Below are 17,762 nucleotides of genomic sequence, written 5' to 3'. Positions count from 1 at the left end.
TCCGATGGCAGGGTCATAACCGACCAGTCATTCCTGCTTTCAGGGAAGGAACATATCATGGGTCTTTTCAACGACATCGTTTCCAAGGTTTCCAGCTTCGCCACGAGCCTGTTCGGCTCTTCTGCCAAGGCGGCGGATACGGCACAGCCAGCTGCCGGTGCTGCGGCTCCGTCCATCGCACAGGTGGATGTGGATGCCGTTCTGAAGGAACTGGCCGCCAAGGCTGGCCAGCCTCTGAACTACAAGGAATCCATCGTCGATCTGCTCAAGCTCCTGGGCCTCGACAGCTCCCTGCAGGCCCGTCAGAGTCTTGCTGACGATCTGCACTATACCGGGGACAAGAACGACACGGCCACGATGAATGTCTGGCTCATCAAGCAGGTCTATACCGAGCTTGCCAACAATGGCGGCAAAATCCCTGCTGGCTGGGGCCACTGAGTCCATATCTGGTCGGTATCCCTGTAACTGACCAGATGAAAAACCCCTCCGTCCAAATCATGGGCGGAGGGGTTTTTTCGTACCTGATGCCTGTCAGATATCCAGCAGCAGGCGACGGGGGTCCTCGATCAGCTCCTTGAGCCTCACAAGAAAACTGACCGCTTCCCGTCCATCCACCAGACGATGATCATAGGACAGGGCCACATACATCATGGGCCGGATGACAACCTGCCCATTCCGGGCCACGGGCCGGTCCTGGATGGCGTGCATCCCCAGCACACCGGACTGCGGTGCATTGAGAATGGGCGTGGACAGCAGGGACCCGAAAATCCCGCCATTGGTGATGGTAAAGCTGCCACCTTCCAGTTCTTTCAGGGCAAGGCCACCCTTACGAGCCCGTTTGCCATAATCGGCAATGCGGCGCTCCAGCTCGGCAAAACCAAGTGTCTCGGCCTTCCGCAGCACGGGCACGACCAGCCCCCGTTCCGTCCCCACGGCAATGCCCAGATTGACATGATCCTGATAAACGATCTCATGTCCTTCAATCCGGGCATTCAGCACCGGAAAATCCTTCAGGGCCCCTACGACAGCACGGGCAAAGAACGACATGAACCCCAGACGGGCCCCCTCATGCTTCTTCTCGAACAGCTCCCGATACTGGCTCCGCAGCGCCTTGACGGCACTCATGTCAATTTCATTGAACGTTGTCAGAATGGCGGCACTATTCTGGGCTGCCTTGAGATTCCGGGCAATGGTCTGACGCAGGCGGCTCATCGGCACACGCCGCTCCCCCGTTCCCCTGTCTTCGGGAAGGGAGGCCACCGGTTCAGCCACAGCAGGAGCCGGATGAGTGACAGCTCCTCCCGTCACCACGGGCTGCTCTCCCTCTGCTGAAGCAGCTGGACCATGGTCCGTCACATCCTGCACCACGTCCTGGCTGTCCTGCTGCCTGTTTTCCTCAACCGCAGGGGCTGCTGCCTGATCATCCACGAATGCAATGACCTGCCCGACCTCAACATCCGTTCCTTCCGGCAGATCATGGCTCAGTGCCCCGGCTGCCGGAGCCGGCACATCCAGCGTGACCTTGTCCGTTTCCAGCTCAAGAACCGTCTCACCAGCCTTCACGTAATCGCCAGACTGTCTGAGCCAACGCATCACGGTTGCCTGTTTCAGGCTTTCACCAAGCACAGGGACTTTAATCTCAACCGTCATCGTGACTCCTGTCCTTCCAGAACTTGAAACATGGTCCCGGCCTCCCACCTCCCGGAAGAGACCCGGCCTCTCATTAGCCTTATATCTCCCTATGAGGCTATAGGGTAAAGCCTTCTCTTTGTCTTTTCACTTTTCCAGCAGGAAACCTTTCATGACCAGAACCCTGCCCGCTTTTCTTCAGTCAGACCACATATCCTCTCGGACACGCACTGCCCTGCTCGAAAGAATGGAACAGGAACAGGGCCAGAGGAACCATCTTTCCCCAGAGGCTTTTCAGCTTCTTGAGCTGGTCTGTGATGACATTCTGCCACAGGCACCACTTCTGGGTGAGCTGCATCTCAATCTGGCAGTCATGATCGATCAGGCTCTCGCCGGGCCTGGAGATGGATGGCGTTTTGCCGATCTGCCGACAGATATGGCCGCCTGGGAAGATGGTCTTGCCTCTCTGGAACTGTATGCCCGGGGCCTTTTTGGACAGGATTATGCCTCTCTTGACACGGATCAGCGTGGTACGCTGCTGGACAGGGCTTTTGATGGCTCCCTGCCGGTCAATGCTCAGGCGCCTTTTTCAGCCTCACAGATGAAGTTGTGGAGTGGTGATCTCCGCAACCAGATCGTTGCAGCGTTTCTGGCGCATCCGATTGCACAGGAACGGCTTGGAATTTCCTCCAGCCTGACTGGTGGAGACAAGGAAATTCAAGGGTTTTCGGCTGAATCACTGACAAAAAAAGAGGCTTTTGAGCCGGAAAATGAGCGCCGTTTTTCAAAAATGGGATGAAGGAGAATTTCAGGGCTTTTCCGCCTCTGGAAGAAACAGGAAAAAGGGATCGTAGGGACATGAACCAAGGTCTTTCTTCATGGCGGCAAGCCAGTCTGGAGCTGGAATGGAAGAAAGGACAGCCAGACAACACAACATATGAATTTACAAATCTTAGATTTAGATGTTGTTGAAAGACCTTGTGGAAACCGGGGTACCCGGCTTTCGAAAAATGTACCCCAGCTTACTCACAGTGTGTACAACCTCTGAAGGCAAGTTAGAGCAAGGGGTGCAGAACGTTATCCCTCTTTTTCCACAATGAGGCTGTGTACAATCCCCGTTTCATAAGGGGGTACAGTACCGTCCCCGGTACTCGGTACCTCTCCCGCTTCGGGCCGTACTGTCCCCATGTACCCCAGTACGAACATCTTTGATCCATAAGTGATGGAAACAGTTGCATGATGCAGAAAACGCATAATGATTTTTCACAGGAAACTGCCGATGTTGTCGTCATCGGGACGGGCGCGGGCGGCGCACCGCTCATTGCGCGGCTTGCCATGGCAGGGCGGAAGGTCGTGGCGCTGGAAGCCGGCCCTTCTTTCAAGGCCAGGTCCCACACGCCGGATGAGCCGACAGCACAGGAACTGTACTGGCTGCATGAGCGTCTGTCTGGTGGGGGAACACCGCAGGCCTTTGGGGGTAATAACAGTGGAACAGGGATTGGGGGGTCCCTGCTTCATTACGGGGCTTTCCTGCCGCGCATGGATCCCCGGGATTACCGCCTGTACAGTGAGAGCGGGAAAGGGGTGGACTGGCCTTTCGGAGCCGAAGAGCTTCAGCCTTACGTGGAAGAGGTAGAGCGCTTCATAGGTGTGAGTGGCCCAGCGTCTTATCCCTGGGATGAGAGCCGCCATTATGCCTATCCGCCCGCAGCACCCAACAATGCCGCCCTGAAGATGCGTCAGGCCTGTGACAATGTAGGGCTGCGTCATGCAGATGGTCCTCTGGCTGTCATCACGAAAGCTCATGACCAGCCTCATTTTGGCCGACGTGAAGCCTGCGTGAATTGCGGTGCCTGTCATCAGGGTTGCCGGAACGGGGCGAAATCGGGCGTGGACAACACCTATCTGCCACTGGCCTGTGCCCATGGGGCTGAACTGCGTCCTGGCTGCATGGCGACGGGATTTGAGCGGGACAGCCAGGGGCGGATCACGGCGGTCATCTATGTCCGTGACGGACGGGAGGAACGGCAGAAATGCCGGGCTGTTGTCCTGTCTGCCGGAGCGGTGGAAACGGCCCGCCTGCTGCTGAACAACGGTCTGGCGAACAGTTCCGGGCAGGTGGGACGCAATTACATGACGCATGTATCCACGCAGGTCTGGGGTGTGTTTGATGAAGAAACCCGGCCCAACAAGGGTTACCCATCCCTGACCATTTCCGAAGACATGCTGCGGCCAAAGGATGCCGACTTTGCGGGAGGGTATCTGCTCCAGTCCCTGGGCATGATGCCGCTCACATGGGCTGCCAATCTGGTCCGGGCGGATGGGCGCCGTGGTGAGGCCCTCAGCCGCACGCTGGCAGCCTACAATTACAGTGCGGGTATCGGGATGCACGGGGAAAGCCTGCCACGGGATGAAAACCGTGTGACCCTGTCTGATGAAAAAGACGCTTTCGGTCTGCCCAAACCACGGATCGACCATACATACGGCCCCAATGAGGACGCCATGCATCGCCATGCATCCCGCCTGATGGTGAAGATGTGGGAGTCCATCGGGGCGAAGGACATCCGTGTCATCAGCCGGGCCGCACACATGATCGGCACCTGCCGGATGGGAACCGATGCAGGAGCGGCCGTGGTCAATCCATATGGGCGCAGTTTCGACATCGACAATCTGTGGATCAGCGACCACTCCACCTTCCCGAGTTCTGGTGCGGCCAATCCGGCCCTGACAATCATGGCCCTTGCCCTGCGCACGGCGGATGCCATGCTGAAAGTGGTCTGAAAGGCTGGCCCTGCCCCGCAAGGAGGGCCCGCTTGACAGTGCGGCCCTCTTTCACCTAGGAAGAAAGCCGACCTGATGGTGGCGGCGTCCTGCTTTGCCTTCCGGGTCATCTCCTTCGCACCGGAAGGCAGTTTTGCCAGTTCCCTGTGGGGCGGCAGCCCTGACTGTCCCTGAGGTCCGGCATGCCCCGTGGCGCATGGTCCTGCCGTGCGGGTACCCGGCCTGTATTCTGGTTTTTCGTCTATTCCGATTAGTTACCCCACCGGGGCATATCAAGGCGCATCATTTCATGCATCTCGCCGAACTGAAGAAGAAATCCCCTGCTGATCTGCTGGCTTTTGCTGAAGAGCTGGAGGTCGAAAATGCATCATCCCTGCGCAAGCAGGACATGATGTTTGCCATCCTCAAGACTCTCGCCGAGCGTGAGCAGGCCATTTATGGCGAAGGAACGCTCGAGATCCTGCCGGATGGTTTCGGCTTTCTGCGCAGCCCGGAAGCCAATTATCTGCCTGGCCCGGATGATATCTATGTGTCTCCAGCCCAGGTGCGCCGCTTTGCCCTGCGGCCTGGTGATACGGTGGAGGGTGAGATCCGGGCGCCCCGGGATGGAGAGCGCTATTTTGCCCTCCAGAAGGTCAATACCATCAATTTTGAGGCACCGGAGCAGGTCCGTGCCCGTATCAATTTCGACAACCTGACCCCCCTCTTCCCCGAGCGCCGTCTCCGCATGGAAACCGAGCCGACAGGGGAAGCTTGCGCTGCTCCGGCCCCTGCCAAGGGCAAGGGGCGTGATCGCAAGGACCAGAAGGATTACACCTCCCGTGTGATTGATCTGGTCTCTCCCATCGGCATGGGGCAGCGTGCCCTGATCGTTGCACCGCCGAGAACGGGTAAGACGGTGATGCTTCAGAGCATTGCTGCTTCCATTTCTGCCAATCACCCGGATGTGTTCCTTATCGTTCTGCTGATTGATGAACGGCCTGAGGAAGTGACGGACATGGCCCGGTCTGTTCGTGGTGAGGTCGTTTCCTCCACCTTTGATGAACCGGCCCACCGCCATGTGCAGGTGACGGAAATGGTGCTGGAAAAGGCGAAACGCCTTGTCGAGCACAAGCGTGATGTGGTCATCCTGCTGGATTCCATTACCCGTCTGGCCCGGGCCTATAACACGGTCGTTCCCTCATCCGGCAAGGTGCTGACCGGTGGTGTGGATGCCAACGCCCTCCAGCGGCCGAAGCGTTTCTTCGGTGCGGCCCGTAACATCGAGGAAGGTGGCTCCCTGACCATCATTGCCACGGCCCTGATTGATACAGGGTCCCGCATGGATGAGGTCATCTTTGAAGAGTTCAAGGGCACGGGCAACTCCGAGCTGATGCTGGACCGCAAGCTGGCAGACAAGCGCACCTTCCCGGCCATCGACATCACCAAGTCCGGCACCCGCAAGGAAGAGCTGCTGGTGGACCGGGCGTCCCTCTCCAAGATGTGGGTCCTGCGCCGTATCCTTGCTCCGATGGGCACGATGGATGCCATGGACTTCCTGCTGGACAAGCTGCGTTACAGCAAGACCAATCAGGACTTCTTCGATGCGATGAACAACTGATTAACAGCCTGGTCTGTTGTCCATGAAAGAAAAGGCAGGGCCATGCATATGGCCCTGCCTTTTCTGTAGGTGAAGTCCATGTCAGACCATCAGCCATGGGGGATCAGAAGGTGAAGGAAGCTTGCCATCAAGATGATGGCAAGAGTGCCTATTCCCCAGAGGGCCAAGAACCACGCTAGACGTTTGGAGAAGGAGGCTGGCACCTTTTTCTCATCGTATGTGGTGAACTTAGTGATATCCATCGGCTTTTGTGACCTTTCCACGGAAAAGATAGTAGGAATAGATCGAATATCCCGTGATGATGGGGAGTAGGATGACGGTCCCGACGAGCTGGAAAAGCTGGCTGGGAACTGGAGATGCTACATCCCACAGGGTCAGGGTTGGTGGGACAGCGTAGGGCCAGATGGTAATGGCCAGGCCAACCAGGCTGAGCAGGAACCATCCAATGGCGCACAGGAAAGGCGTGATGGCGTGTTCCTTGTCTAGGGTCCGCCACATCAGGAAACCGGCCAGTGCCACCAGTAGAGGAACAGGCAGGCCGAACAGAATGTTCGGAAAGGCAATCCAGTGATGGAGATAGGGCGCATGGAGAAACGGCGTCCAGCAGCTAACAGCAATGATGCAGAGAATCATCAGAATGGATAATCTCTTGGACCAGCGGCGGCATCGTGCTTCCAGTTCATCGGATGTGCGCCAAACGAGCCAGGTCGTACCAAGAAGAGCATAACCTGTAACAACGGACAGGCCACAAAGAACGCTGAACGGTGTCAGCCAGTCCATGGCTCCTCCGGCAAAGGCACCGTGGCTTGTATGCACCCCCTGAACGTACCCGCCAAGAATGCAGCCCTGACAGAAAGCGGCAAGTGTGGACCCTGCCATGAAGCCCGTATTCCAGAAGGCCCGATGGTTGGGTGAGTGCGCCATGATGCGGAACTCGAATGCAACACCACGGAAGATCAAAGCCCCCAGCATGATGATGATGGGGATATAGAAGGCAGGCAGCAGCGTGCTGTAAGCACCGGGGAAAACACCGAACAGGGTTGCTCCACCCAGAACCATCCATGTTTCATTACCATCCCAGACGGGGGCAATCGTGTTGATCATGATGTCACGATGCTCCGGTTTTTTCTCGAAAGCAAAGAGCATGCCAATTCCCAAGTCAAAGCCATCAAGGATGACGTAGACCGAAATGGCCAGAATGACGATGAACGCCCAGATGAAGGGAAGATAGAATGCAAGGCCGGACATGTTATGACGCATCCTTGTTCTGAGAGATCGTATGATGATGGCTACCTAGGATCATGATGTCATCGCTGGTGTTGTCAGCAGCTTCTGGGGTGGCCCGTAGCAGGCGGATGAGCATCAGGAGGCCTGAGCCGAAAACAAAGAGATAGACCGCAACAAAAAACAGCATGGAGAAAGACAGGCTGGAGAGTGCCAGCGGTGAGGCGCTGTCTTTCGTGCGAAGCAGGCCATAGACCGTCCATGGTTGCCGCCCGACTTCTGTCGTAACCCAGCCACAGAGCAGAGCCAGAAACCCAGCTGGTGCCATGGTGAGTATCACCCGCAGAAAAAGAGGATGGTCGAACAAACGCTGTCGGCGCCGCAGCCAGAGTGACCAGAGGCCGCAGAGCAGCATAAGCCCCCCTAGGGCAATCATGATGCGGAAAGAAAAGAACACGATTGGCGCCGGGGCCCGCTGGTCTGCCGGATAATCTTTCAGGCCGGGCACCTTGCCGTTGATATCATGGGTCAGGATGAAGGAGCCCAGTAGCGGAATCCCTATGGCGTAATCCGTACGTTCTGTCTTCATGTTCGGGATGCCGAACAACAGTTCAGGGGCTCGTGTTTCGCTTGTCCAGTCGCCTTCCATGGCGGCAATCTTGGCGGGCTGATATTTCAGGGTGTTCAGCCCATGCATGTCGCCCGCTATGATCTGGAGAGGGGCTGTGATGACAATCATCCAGAGGGACAGGGAGAACATGAGGCGGATCGTACTGTCTGCCTGTGTACCTCCCTTTTTGGCCTTGAGCAGATGCCATGCACCTGCGGCAGCTACCGTGAAGGCCACTGAAAGCATGGCAGCCAGCCCCATATGGGTGATCCGGTAGGGAAAGGATGGATTGAAGATGATGGCCAGCCAGTCATGGGGCAGGAAATGGCCTGTCTTTTGGTCAATGACATAGCCTTGTGGGGTTTGCATCCATGAGTTGGATGCAAGGATCCATGTCATGGAGATCAGCGTTCCTGTAGTGACGGCACAGGTTGCAAAGAAATGCATTCTGCGGCCGACACGGTTCAGCCCGAACAGCATGACACCAAGGAAACCAGCCTCCATAAAGAAGGCCGTCATGACTTCGTAAGAGAGAAGCACGCCTGTGATGGGCCCTGCCTTGGCAGAGAAGCCTGCCCAGTTGGTACCGAACTCGTAGGCCATCACGATGCCAGAGACGACCCCCATGCCGAAGACGATGGAGAAGATTTTCAACCAGTATTTAAAGAGATTCAAATAACGGTTATCATTCGTTTTTAACCACATGCCTTCAAGAAAGGTGAGGAATACAGATAGACCGATCGAAAATGCTGGGAATATTATATGTACGCCAACGGTAAAGGCGAATTGTATTCGTGCGATTGTGAGAGGTAACTCATGGTCATTAACCATATATAATCATTCCTTTTCGTTGGAATGGGAGGAATTTGACATTTTTTCATTATTGATTTTGGCGAGTTTTCAACAATTGATTTTATTTTTCTTCTTATAAATATTTTTTAAATAAAAAATTCCCGTCATTTTTTGCGGGGTCAGGCCGATGGCAGGTGATGAAAATTTGCCATCATATTTTTGTAAGATCATGTGATGATCAGCTTTGGCAATAAGGTAAGGCTGGATGATCCCGTGTTTCAGGAACTGGATGCTTCTTGTTCCAACCCCAGCAGGAAGGCCTTGCTCTCTGCGCCTTCAAACCCGCTATAGTCACCATGGCCCCTGCCGTGGGAGGGCAGGACACGGTGGCAGGGGATGAGAATGAGCAGCGGGTTGCGGGCCACGGCCTGACCGATGGACTGCGGGCTTCCACCGACAGTTTTGGCCAGGTCGCCATAGGTCCGGGTCTGCCCGTGCGGAATGGCACGCAGGGCCGCCCAGACACGTTTCTGATAGGCCGTGCCATCAAGCATCAGTGGAATGGACTGGAAATCCACCGGCTCTCCATCAAAATAATCCTGCATCATGTCCCGCACTTTCAGCAGGAGGGGCGTCTCACTCTGGTCCCGGCCCCAGCCTTCATCAAGGGAGACGATCTGCCCCTCTTCTTCGCTGAGGGTCAGGGCACCGAGGGGAGAATGGAAAGAAAGCTGTGGCATGGCTGTCAGGCTGCCCCTTTTGCGGGAGAGCGTCAATTCTTTCTTTGGCCCGCTGCTTTTCGGGCATGAGTGCTGTATGAAAGGCGGCATGACATCATCCAGCATTTCCACCCAGACGGTTTTTGCGTTGGCGACAGGCCCGGTGCAGGGGGCGATTGCGGTCATGCGGGTCAGCGGGCCGGAGAGTGCGGCCCTGCTGGCGGCTCTCTGTGGTGCCCTGCCAGCTCCCCGTCATGCCAGCCTGCGGGCCTTGCGGCATGAAGGTGACGTGCTGGATCACGCTCTCGTCCTCTGGCTGCCGGGGCCTCGGTCCTATACGGGGGAAGACAGCTTCGAGCTGCATCTTCATGCCGGTCCGGCCATCGTGGAGGCAGTGGCGCAGGCCCTTGTTTCCCTTGGTGCCCGCCCTGCCGAACCGGGAGAGTTCACCCGTCGGGCCGTGCAGGCAGGACGGATGGACCTGTTGCAGGCCGAGGCCATAGCCGATCTGATTGAAGCCGATACGCAGGCCCAGCGGCATCAGGCCCTGAAACAGGCTGATGGTGCCCTGAGCCAGCTTTACACCGGATGGGCGTCCCGCCTGCGGCAGGTTCTGGCCCAGCAGGAAGCTCTGATCGATTTCCCGGATGAGGAACTCCCCCCGGAGGTGGAAGACGCCCTGCTGGGTGACTGCCGGACCCTGGCGGAAGAGATGCAGGCCCATCTGGCCGATGAACGGGGCGAGATCGTCCGTGATGGTCTGAAGATCGTTCTGGCGGGGGCGCCGAATGTGGGAAAATCCAGCCTGCTGAATGCGTTGAGTGGTCAGGATGCTGCCATCGTCACGCAGAAGGCGGGTACGACACGGGATGCCATCGCCGTGGACTGGATGATAGAGGGCATCCGTGTCCGGCTGATTGATACGGCAGGCGTGCGGGAGACGGAGGATGAGATCGAGGCGGAAGGCATCCGCCGGACCATGCGGCACGTGAAAGAGGCCGATCTGCTCTTTCATCTTGTCGGGCCGGGGGATGAGACGCCCCTGCTGGCGGATCACGCCATAAGGCTGCGGACGAAGACGGACCTCGCCCCGGCACGGGAGGATGAGCTTGGCATCCATACGAAGGATGAAGCCGGTCTGGCCCCTCTGAAGGCATGGCTGAAAGCCCATCTGGCCCGTCTCATGGCTCAGCGTGGCACCCCGCCCCTGACCCGTGCCCGCCATCGGGCAGGGCTGAAGGAGGCACAGGAACATATGACCCGTGCGCTGGAAGCCCCATGGCCGGAGGTGCGAGGAGAGGAGCTGCGTCTGGCCATGCAGGCCCTTGGCCGACTGACGGGCCATGTGGATGTGGAAGCCCTGCTTGATACGATTTTTGGCCAGTTCTGTATAGGAAAGTGACGTTACCTCAATGAGCACATCACCTGCGCAAACCTATGATGTCATCGTGGTGGGGGGCGGTCATGCCGGGACGGAAGCCGCCGCTGCCGCTGCCCGCTTCGGGGCCCGGACATTGCTGCTGACGCACAGGCTGGACACCGTAGGCAGCATGTCCTGCAATCCGGCCATCGGAGGCATCGGCAAGGGCCATCTCGTGCGGGAGATTGATGCCTTTGATGGTCTCATGGGCAAGGCGGCAGACCGGGCGGGAATTCATTTCAAGCTGCTGAACCGTTCCAAAGGGCCAGCGGTACATGGGCCACGGGCGCAGGCGGACCGCTCGCTTTACCGGGCCGCCATACAGGACCTTCTGGCGGCCACACCAAACCTGACCATGCTGGCCGGGGCCGTGGGCGACCTGATTGTCGAGAAGGGCCATGTCCGGGGTGTGATCTGTGAGGATGGCCGCCGTTTTTCCGCCGGGGCGGTCGTGCTGACAAGCGGCACCTTCCTGCGGGGCGTGATCCATACGGGGCGGGTCAGCCAGCCAGCCGGACGCATTGGCGATGCGCCCGCCACGCAGCTTGGGGAACGGCTGGAAGCCCTGGGGCTGAAAATGGGCCGCCTGAAAACAGGCACCCCACCCCGTCTGGCCCGTGACAGCATCGACTGGGAGGCCCTGCCTGCCGATGAGGGCGATGCCGAGCCGGAGGCCTTCAGTACGCTGACAGCCTCCCTGCCCAATAGACAGATCGTCTGCCGCATCACGCAGACAACCCCGCAGACACACAGGATCATTGAGGACAACCTGCATCTTTCGGCCATGTATGGCGGTGAGATCACCGGGCGGGGTCCCCGCTACTGCCCGTCCATCGAGGACAAGATCGTCCGTTTCGCAGGGCGGGACAGTCATCAGGTGTTTCTGGAGCCGGAGGCCCTGCCGGGCAATCCGGGTGGGGAGCTGGTCTACCCCAACGGCATCAGCACCTCCCTGCCTGCCGAGGTGCAGGCGCAGATGATCGCTTCCATGCCGGGGCTGGAGACGGCCCGCATCGTCACCCCCGGCTACGCTGTGGAATATGATTATGTTGACCCACGGGAGCTGCGTCCGTCTCTGGAGCTGCGGGCCTTGCCCGGCCTGTATCTCGCCGGGCAGATCAATGGCACGACAGGGTATGAGGAAGCGGGCGCACAGGGTCTTCTGGCCGGTCTGAACGCTGCCCGGGCCGTGGCAGGCAGGGAGCCCCTGACGCTGGGACGGGAGGAATCCTACCTTGGCGTGCTGATTGATGACCTGACTCTGCATGGTATCAGCGAACCCTATCGCATGTTCACCTCACGGGCGGAATATCGCCTTCTTCTGCGGGCGGACAATGCGGACCTGCGCCTGACACCAAAGGCCATCGAGGCCGGATGTGTTGGCACAGAACGTGAGGCGGCCTTCCGTGAGACGGTGCGCCAGATTGATGAAGCGATGGAGGAAGCCCGGAAACCGGCCTTCCTGCCCCAGCACCTGCGGGAGCATGGCATCGAGGTCTCGCAGGATGGACGGCGGCGCAGCCTGCTGGACGTACTGGCGACACAGGCCGATGAGACACGGATTGCCAGTCTCTCTCCATGGTTTGCCGCTCTGCCGGTCCGTATCGGGCGGCATGTACAGACAGAGGCCCGCTATGGTGGCTATCTGCGCAGGCAGGAGCGGGAAATCCAGCAGCTGAAGAGTGAGGCGGCCCTGCGCCTGCCGGATGATCTGGATTACGGGGCGATCGGGGGGCTGAGCCAGGAAATGCAGGAGCGGCTGGGGGCTGCCCGTCCGGCCGATTTCGCCGCTGCGGGGCGTGTCCGGGGTGTGACGCCCGCTGCCCTCATTGCCCTGCTTGCCCATGTCAGGAGCCGTACATGATGACGCATGTTTCACATGAAACAGAAAAGAAGCTCGCCCATTTTGCCAGCCTGCTGACCCGCTGGAATGAGAAGATCAATCTTGTCAGCCCGAAGGATATCGCCCACCTCCGCCAGCGTCACATTGAGGACAGTCTCCAGCTCGTCCCGCATGTTGCGGCTGGTGTGCGGATAACGGACCTTGGTTCTGGCGGTGGTTTCCCCGGGCTGATCGTGGCGATTGCAACAGGAAACCCGGTCACGCTGATTGAGTCCGACCAGCGGAAATGCGCCTTCCTGCGGGAAGCGGCACGGGAATGTGGTGCCCGTGTCACCGTGCTGGCAAAACGGATCGAGCAGGCAGAGGTGGAACCGGCGGACATCGTGACAGCCCGTGCGCTGGCCCCCCTGCCCCAGTTGCTCGACTGGGCACGGCCTCTGCTGAAGGAGGAAGGTTACTGTCTTTTCCTCAAGGGAAGAAAAGCGTCAGATGAGTTGACCAGTGCCCGTTCTGACTGGCACATGAGATATGAAAGTCTCCCAAGCCGAACAGACCCAGACGGGGTCCTTCTCAGGATCAGTGATTTCAGACGTGTCTAAAGCTGCTTCACATACACCGCACATCATCGCCATTGCCAACCAGAAGGGGGGTGTCGGCAAAACGACGACCAGCCTGAATCTGGCGGCAGCTCTGGCGCAGCGCAAGCGTGTCCTGCTGGTGGACCTTGACCCGCAGGGCAATGCGTCAACAGGCCTCGGGCTGGATTATGATGAGCGTGGCCGTGGCACCTATGGCGCCTTGCTGGAGGATGCCCCGGCGGAGACGCTTCTCCGTTCCAGCGTGGTGCCGAAGCTGGATGTCATGCCTGCCAATGGCGACCTGGCCGGAGCCGAGCTGGAGATGATCGACCAGGACCGGCGGGAATACCGGCTGCGGGATGCCCTGGAACCATTGCTTAACCGGTATGACATCATTCTGATCGACTGCCCGCCCAGCCTGGGGCTGTTGACCCTCAATGCGCTTGTCGTGGCCCAGAGCGTTCTGGTGCCGTTGCAGTGCGAGTTCTTCGCTCTGGAGGGGATCAGCCAGCTGGTCCGTTCCATCGAGCGGGTGCGTCTTGCCTTCAATGCGGACCTGCATCTGGAAGGGATCGTGCTGACAATGTTCGATACCCGCAACAATCTCTCTGCTCTGGTGGCGGAGGATGCCCGTGGCTTCTTTGGTGATCAGGTCTTCAAAACGATGATTCCCCGTAATATCCGTATTTCCGAAGCACAGAGTCATGGGCGGCCTGTCATGGATTATGCCCGCAGTTCCACCGGGGCACTGGCCTATGAGGATCTGGGGGCCGAGCTGCTGAAACGGCTGAAGAAGAAAGGCTGAGCACCATGGCAAAGAAGGCATCCCCCTCCTCCCGCAAACTTGGCCGGGGTCTGGCCGCTCTTCTGGGGGATCAGGCGCCCAATCTGGCCCGTGTTGGGGCCCCGCAGGGTGAGGTTCAGGCTCCGTCCCAGCCAGGAAGTCTGGGGGTGGATCTGCTCGCTCCCAGTCCGTTCCAGCCGCGTCGGGACATGAATGAAGACCGGCTGGCCGAGCTTGCGGATTCCATCCGCTCCCGCGGGGTGATCCAGCCCATTCTTGTGAGACCGGACCCCGAGCAGAAGGGGCGGTATCAGATCATTGCTGGTGAACGCCGCTGGCGGGCTTCGCAGAAGGCGGGCCTGCATGAGGTGCCCGTCTATATCCGTCAGCTTGATGATACGGATGCCATGGCGGCGGCCATGGTCGAGAATCTCCAGCGGTCGGATCTCAACCCTGTTGAGGAAGCAATGGGGCTGCAACGGCTGCTGCAGGATTATAGCCTGACGCAGGAGGAACTGGCCGGGGCGATTGGCAAGTCCCGTTCCCACATCACCAATACCATGCGCCTGCTGAACCTGCCGGAGGCTGTTCTGGTCCAGCTGCGGGATGGTGGGTTGAGTGCCGGTCACGCCCGTGCCCTGCTGGGCCATCCCGACCCGGTGGCCGGTATGGCTGAGGTGCTGGCAAAGGGACTGAATGTCCGCCAGACGGAAGACCTCGTGGCCCGGCTGAACAAGGCGGCCAGTGAGGAGAAGACCAAGGCTGCCCCAGCCCCGGAGATCACCCGGCTGGAGGAAGACCTCTCAGCCCGTTTCGGGCTGAAGACGCAGATACGCTTCAATGGGAAAAGTGGATCGCTGAAGATCAACTATTCCTCTCTGGAGCAGTTTGAGGCCCTCATGGCCCGTCTGACCGGACAGAGCTGATTTTTTTGAGAAAATATTTAAAATCCCCTTGTCAGCCTTCATGAAGGCTGATAGATAACCATCCATCGGTTACCGATTGTGGGCACATAGCTCAGTTGGTAGAGCAGCTGACTCTTAATCAGCGGGTCCTAGGTTCGAGCCCTAGTGTGCCCACCACAATCGGCCGGTTCCCCTGAAAAGATGTCGAAAACTTTCCGGATGCCAGCGGCAGGACACCCGCTCTGCGTTTTCTGCTGGAAAGAAGATGATCCCCTTTCTCCTAAAAACCGCTCTGTCCGCCGTGCTCGTGGCCTCCATTGCCACGGTGGCCCGTCGCCTTCCTGCTTTGGGTGCGCTCATTGCGTCCCTGCCGCTTGTGTCTGTTCTGGGGATGATTTTTCTCTGGGCTGAGAAACCGGACCGTGAGCTGATGGCCACTCATAGTGAGGCGACTTTCTGGTACGTTCTGCCATCCCTGCCCATGTTTCTGCTCATTCCCGCCCTCCTGCGGCGAGGCTGGCCTTTCTGGGGCAGTCTGGCGGTTGGCTGTGTATTGACGGTTCTGCTTTATCTTGTCGTGGTCTGGTGCGCCCGACGTTATGGTATGGCTCTGTAAATGGTCAGACAGGACATGCTCATGATTATTCTGCGTCTTGACTGACGTTACTCTGCGTTGACTTTTCATTTATTTTTTTTGAAAAATTACTCTTTCTTTCTGGAGGATGAAACGTGAAGAGTGCCAATCCGTTCGGCTATTTCATAAAAGGTATAAAAAATTAGGTGACATTCAGCGGACGGGCAACTTGTCCTGAATACTGGTATTTTAGGCTTTTTGAATGTATTTTTTATTTTGTTATTGAAATAATTTATTCTATATCTGGTAGTATATTTCCATTGATTGTTTTTTCTATTTTAATGTTTTTACCGGGTATAGCTGTTGGGATGCGACGGTTACATGATACTGGTCGGTCCGGTTGGTGGGTATGGCTGCCGTCAGCATCCTTCTCAGTGATCGTTTACTATGTTGCGTTCCTGTATAAATTAAATCCGTCAGGGGGACATCTGTCCCCACTCGTTTTCCTTCCCATTATCCCATTCCTGCTTTGCCCGATCGCTACTCTCATTTTTTTGTGTCAGCCGGGGAACAACAGGTTTGGTCCTCCGCCTGGTAACGGCAGAGGCTGAGAGTAAAGTCTGTTTCATGTCCTGAGAAAGGCATAAGCGATATTCAGCAAGTTTCGATGGCTGGCATCCTCATGGAGGTTGCCAGCCATTTTTTATGGGCAGACTGTTTCATGATGATGACGTGTTTCCTCATGTTAAGGATATATGGCTGGATCAGGGCACTTTATGCGGGCAGGCCGGCCATAAGTCTGTTATGGACAGGCAGGACAGGATAGGATGGCAGCGTCAGAGAAGATGAGAGTGCTATGCGTGTAAGCGATTTCAAGCCTCGGCCAGTCGCAGGGCGGCATCAGCCGGTGATAGCCCTGGTCGGGTGTGATGGAAGTGGGAAGTCCACCGTGGGGACGGCCCTGCTGGCGCTGTTGCAGGCCGAGCGGCCGACGGCTTTCTGCCATCTCGGCAAGCAGGCAGGTAATCTGGAGCGTACGCTTGCCCCCCTGCCCTTCATTGGCCCGTATGTGACAGGCAAGGCCAGGAAAGAAAACAGCCGGATACAGACCGGCAAAAAAGCAGGCGTGCTGGCGGCCATGTCGGGTTTCGTTCTGTCCATGCGGCGTGTGTTTCGTTTCGCACTCATGCGGTGCAAACATGAACGGGGCATGGCCGTGCTGACGGATCGTTATCCGCAGAACAGTGTGCCCGGCCCCATGGATGGCCCCACTCTGGCCAATCTGAACCGGGATGGCGTCCTGCTGCGGATTTTCAGCCGGGTGGAGCGGGCGCTCTATGCACGGATGGCCCGTTTCCGGCCAGATGTCGTCATACGGCTGAATGTTGACCTGGAGACGGCCCTGCAACGCAAGCCGGATCATGTTTCTTTCAAGCTGGCCCGCAAGATTGAAGACCTTGCCCGGCTGGATTTTTCTGGTGCTCCCATCGTTGATATCGATGCCACCGAGCCGCTGGCGCAGGTGCTGGCACAGGCAGAAGAAACAGTCCGCAAGGTGCTGGCACTCTATCCCCGTTCCGGCCAGGGATTGGCTGCGCAGCCCCGGGCAGGCTGTCTGGTTTCGCTGGTTGGGTGTGATGGGTCTGGCAAGTCCAGTATCAGCCAGTCTCTGGTCCAGCATTTTTCTGAAACACGTCCAACCGTTTATGGGTATCTTGGTCTTGGTTCGGGTGATCTTGGGCGGCGGATCGGGGCTCTGCCCCTTATTGGTCCAGCGTTGGAGAAGAAGCTGAACGGCAAGGCCAAGAAGGCCCGGACCAAGGGTGAAAAAATGCCGGGCCTGATGACGGGTCTTGTTCTGTTTGTCTTTTCTCTGGTGCGGCTGAAGCGCTTTCTACGGGTCAGGCGGGCGGTCGAGAAGGGATTTCTGGTGGTGACGGACCGTTACCCGCAAATGGAAATTCCTGGCCAGTGTGATGGTCCTGGTCTTTCAGCGGCTTATAGCAGCAATCCGCTGATCCGGTTTCTGGCCTGGCTGGAACGTGGCATCTATCGCCGGATCGTGGCCTTCCGGCCTGATCTGGTCATCCGGCTGAATGTGGATGCGGAAACAGCCCATGGCCGCAAACCGGACCATGACCTCGAGGCCCTGCGGATCAAGGCGGAGCTGATGCCGCAGCTGAATTTCAATCATGCTCCGCTGGTTGAGGTCGATGCCCGCCAGCCTTACGAAGCTGTGCGGCAGGACGTGCTGGATATTCTGGCACGGCACGGGCTTGTCTGAAGCAGGAAGGCCCATCCTT

At 57.9% G+C, this 17,762-nt stretch carries 16 protein-coding genes and 1 tRNA gene; 13 read left to right on the top strand and 4 right to left on the bottom strand.

The window, feature by feature from the left end; genetic code table 11:
- The first annotated feature begins 57 nt into the window (after positions 1 to 57).
- Positions 58 to 438 carry a DUF3597 domain-containing protein gene (locus GM608_RS08565; RefSeq protein ID WP_086431613.1) on the top strand — a complete coding sequence of 127 codons (381 nt, stop codon included), beginning with the start codon at positions 58 to 60 and terminating at the stop codon, positions 436 to 438.
- A 93-nt stretch (positions 439 to 531) separates the two neighbouring features.
- Here GM608_RS08565 and sucB read toward each other — a convergent pair whose 3' ends face one another.
- Positions 532 to 1,650: a dihydrolipoyllysine-residue succinyltransferase gene (gene sucB, locus GM608_RS08560; protein WP_333645383.1), complete on the bottom strand. Its 1,119-nt coding sequence runs from the start codon at positions 1,648 to 1,650 to the stop codon at positions 532 to 534.
- 151 nt (positions 1,651 to 1,801) lie between these two features.
- Here sucB and GM608_RS08555 point away from each other — a divergent pair, with 151 nt between their 5' ends.
- The 3 genes from GM608_RS08555 to rho all read left to right on the top strand — a co-directional run bounded on the left by GM608_RS08555 (position 1,802) and on the right by rho (position 6,010).
- The gene (locus tag GM608_RS08555) at positions 1,802 to 2,428 is read left to right on the top strand and encodes a gluconate 2-dehydrogenase subunit 3 family protein (RefSeq protein WP_333645382.1); all 627 of its coding nucleotides are present in this window, start codon (positions 1,802 to 1,804) and stop codon (positions 2,426 to 2,428) included.
- A gap of 437 nt (positions 2,429 to 2,865) precedes the next feature.
- Positions 2,866 to 4,410 carry a GMC family oxidoreductase gene (locus GM608_RS08550; RefSeq protein ID WP_227431473.1) on the top strand — a complete coding sequence of 515 codons (1,545 nt, stop codon included), beginning with the start codon at positions 2,866 to 2,868 and terminating at the stop codon, positions 4,408 to 4,410.
- A 289-nt stretch (positions 4,411 to 4,699) separates the two neighbouring features.
- A complete protein-coding gene (gene rho / locus GM608_RS08545; protein WP_043559152.1) occupies positions 4,700 to 6,010 on the top strand; it encodes a transcription termination factor Rho in 1,311 nt (436 codons plus the stop codon).
- Between the two features lie 228 nt (positions 6,011 to 6,238).
- On the opposite strand, the gene cydB is transcribed toward rho, so the two are convergent.
- The 3 genes from cydB to GM608_RS08530 form a co-directional block, all read right to left on the bottom strand.
- Complete coding sequence (cydB, locus tag GM608_RS08540) at positions 6,239 to 7,258, bottom strand: cytochrome d ubiquinol oxidase subunit II (RefSeq protein ID WP_043559149.1); 1,020 nt, start codon at positions 7,256 to 7,258, stop codon at positions 6,239 to 6,241.
- Between the two features lies 1 nt (position 7,259).
- Positions 7,260 to 8,675: a cytochrome ubiquinol oxidase subunit I gene (locus GM608_RS08535; RefSeq protein WP_043559146.1), complete on the bottom strand. Its 1,416-nt coding sequence runs from the start codon at positions 8,673 to 8,675 to the stop codon at positions 7,260 to 7,262.
- A 239-nt stretch (positions 8,676 to 8,914) separates the two neighbouring features.
- Complete coding sequence (locus GM608_RS08530; protein ID WP_081562444.1) at positions 8,915 to 9,376, bottom strand: methylated-DNA--[protein]-cysteine S-methyltransferase; 462 nt, start codon at positions 9,374 to 9,376, stop codon at positions 8,915 to 8,917.
- Positions 9,377 to 9,464: 88 nt separating this feature from the next.
- Here GM608_RS08530 and mnmE point away from each other — a divergent pair, with 88 nt between their 5' ends.
- From mnmE to GM608_RS08490, 9 genes are all read left to right on the top strand, one after another.
- Positions 9,465 to 10,757 carry a tRNA uridine-5-carboxymethylaminomethyl(34) synthesis GTPase MnmE gene (gene mnmE / locus GM608_RS08525; protein ID WP_333645399.1) on the top strand — a complete coding sequence of 431 codons (1,293 nt, stop codon included), beginning with the start codon at positions 9,465 to 9,467 and terminating at the stop codon, positions 10,755 to 10,757.
- Between the two features lie 10 nt (positions 10,758 to 10,767).
- Positions 10,768 to 12,639 (top strand): tRNA uridine-5-carboxymethylaminomethyl(34) synthesis enzyme MnmG, encoded by a 1,872-nt coding sequence (gene mnmG, locus GM608_RS08520; RefSeq protein ID WP_282803011.1) that lies wholly within the window; start codon positions 10,768 to 10,770, stop codon positions 12,637 to 12,639.
- Positions 12,639 to 13,217, top strand: a complete 579-nt coding sequence (rsmG, locus tag GM608_RS08515) for a 16S rRNA (guanine(527)-N(7))-methyltransferase RsmG (RefSeq protein ID WP_043559506.1) — start codon at positions 12,639 to 12,641, stop codon at positions 13,215 to 13,217. The genes mnmG and rsmG overlap by 1 nt, the downstream gene beginning before the upstream one ends.
- Complete coding sequence (locus tag GM608_RS08510) at positions 13,201 to 14,001, top strand: ParA family protein (protein WP_408863048.1); 801 nt, start codon at positions 13,201 to 13,203, stop codon at positions 13,999 to 14,001. The genes rsmG and GM608_RS08510 overlap by 17 nt, the downstream gene beginning before the upstream one ends.
- 5 nt (positions 14,002 to 14,006) lie before the next feature.
- Positions 14,007 to 14,906: a ParB/RepB/Spo0J family partition protein gene (locus GM608_RS08505; protein ID WP_081562441.1), complete on the top strand. Its 900-nt coding sequence runs from the start codon at positions 14,007 to 14,009 to the stop codon at positions 14,904 to 14,906.
- Between the two features lie 80 nt (positions 14,907 to 14,986).
- Positions 14,987 to 15,062, top strand: a tRNA-Lys gene (locus tag GM608_RS08500).
- An 88-nt stretch (positions 15,063 to 15,150) separates the two neighbouring features.
- Positions 15,151 to 15,501, top strand: coding sequence for a DUF3147 family protein (locus GM608_RS08495; protein WP_283163488.1), 351 nt, complete (start codon positions 15,151 to 15,153; stop codon positions 15,499 to 15,501).
- A 164-nt stretch (positions 15,502 to 15,665) separates the two neighbouring features.
- Positions 15,666 to 16,070, top strand: coding sequence for a DUF805 domain-containing protein (locus GM608_RS08910; protein WP_408863046.1), 405 nt, complete (start codon positions 15,666 to 15,668; stop codon positions 16,068 to 16,070).
- Between the two features lie 245 nt (positions 16,071 to 16,315).
- Complete coding sequence (locus GM608_RS08490) at positions 16,316 to 17,743, top strand: hypothetical protein (RefSeq protein ID WP_333645381.1); 1,428 nt, start codon at positions 16,316 to 16,318, stop codon at positions 17,741 to 17,743.
- The last annotated feature ends 19 nt before the right edge of the window (positions 17,744 to 17,762 follow it).

It is taken from the genome of Bombella sp. ESL0380, assembly GCF_009725805.1.
GTDB classification, from domain to species: Bacteria; Pseudomonadota; Alphaproteobacteria; order Acetobacterales; family Acetobacteraceae; genus Bombella; species Bombella apis.
This window is presented reverse-complemented; position numbering and strand designations above follow the sequence as displayed.

Excerpts from the sequence above, each read along its gene's own strand:
- GM608_RS08535 (WP_043559146.1), bottom strand. The coding sequence starts at position 8,675 with ATGGTTAATGACCATGAGTTACCTCTCACAATCGCACGAATACAATTC.
- sucB (WP_333645383.1), bottom strand. The coding sequence starts at position 1,650 with ATGACGGTTGAGATTAAAGTCCCTGTGCTTGGTGAAAGCCTGAAACAG.
- cydB (WP_043559149.1), bottom strand. The coding sequence starts at position 7,258 with ATGTCCGGCCTTGCATTCTATCTTCCCTTCATCTGGGCGTTCATCGTC.
- GM608_RS08530 (WP_081562444.1), bottom strand. The coding sequence starts at position 9,376 with ATGCCACAGCTTTCTTTCCATTCTCCCCTCGGTGCCCTGACCCTCAGC.
- GM608_RS08490 (WP_333645381.1), top strand. The coding sequence starts at position 16,316 with ATGCGTGTAAGCGATTTCAAGCCTCGGCCAGTCGCAGGGCGGCATCAG.
- GM608_RS08550 (WP_227431473.1), top strand. The coding sequence starts at position 2,866 with ATGATGCAGAAAACGCATAATGATTTTTCACAGGAAACTGCCGATGTT.
- GM608_RS08565 (WP_086431613.1), top strand. The coding sequence starts at position 58 with ATGGGTCTTTTCAACGACATCGTTTCCAAGGTTTCCAGCTTCGCCACG.
- mnmG (WP_282803011.1), top strand. The coding sequence starts at position 10,768 with ATGAGCACATCACCTGCGCAAACCTATGATGTCATCGTGGTGGGGGGC.
- GM608_RS08495 (WP_283163488.1), top strand. The coding sequence starts at position 15,151 with ATGATCCCCTTTCTCCTAAAAACCGCTCTGTCCGCCGTGCTCGTGGCC.
- mnmE (WP_333645399.1), top strand. The coding sequence starts at position 9,465 with ATGACATCATCCAGCATTTCCACCCAGACGGTTTTTGCGTTGGCGACA.
- rsmG (WP_043559506.1), top strand. The coding sequence starts at position 12,639 with ATGACGCATGTTTCACATGAAACAGAAAAGAAGCTCGCCCATTTTGCC.
- GM608_RS08505 (WP_081562441.1), top strand. The coding sequence starts at position 14,007 with ATGGCAAAGAAGGCATCCCCCTCCTCCCGCAAACTTGGCCGGGGTCTG.
- rho (WP_043559152.1), top strand. The coding sequence starts at position 4,700 with ATGCATCTCGCCGAACTGAAGAAGAAATCCCCTGCTGATCTGCTGGCT.
- GM608_RS08555 (WP_333645382.1), top strand. The coding sequence starts at position 1,802 with ATGACCAGAACCCTGCCCGCTTTTCTTCAGTCAGACCACATATCCTCT.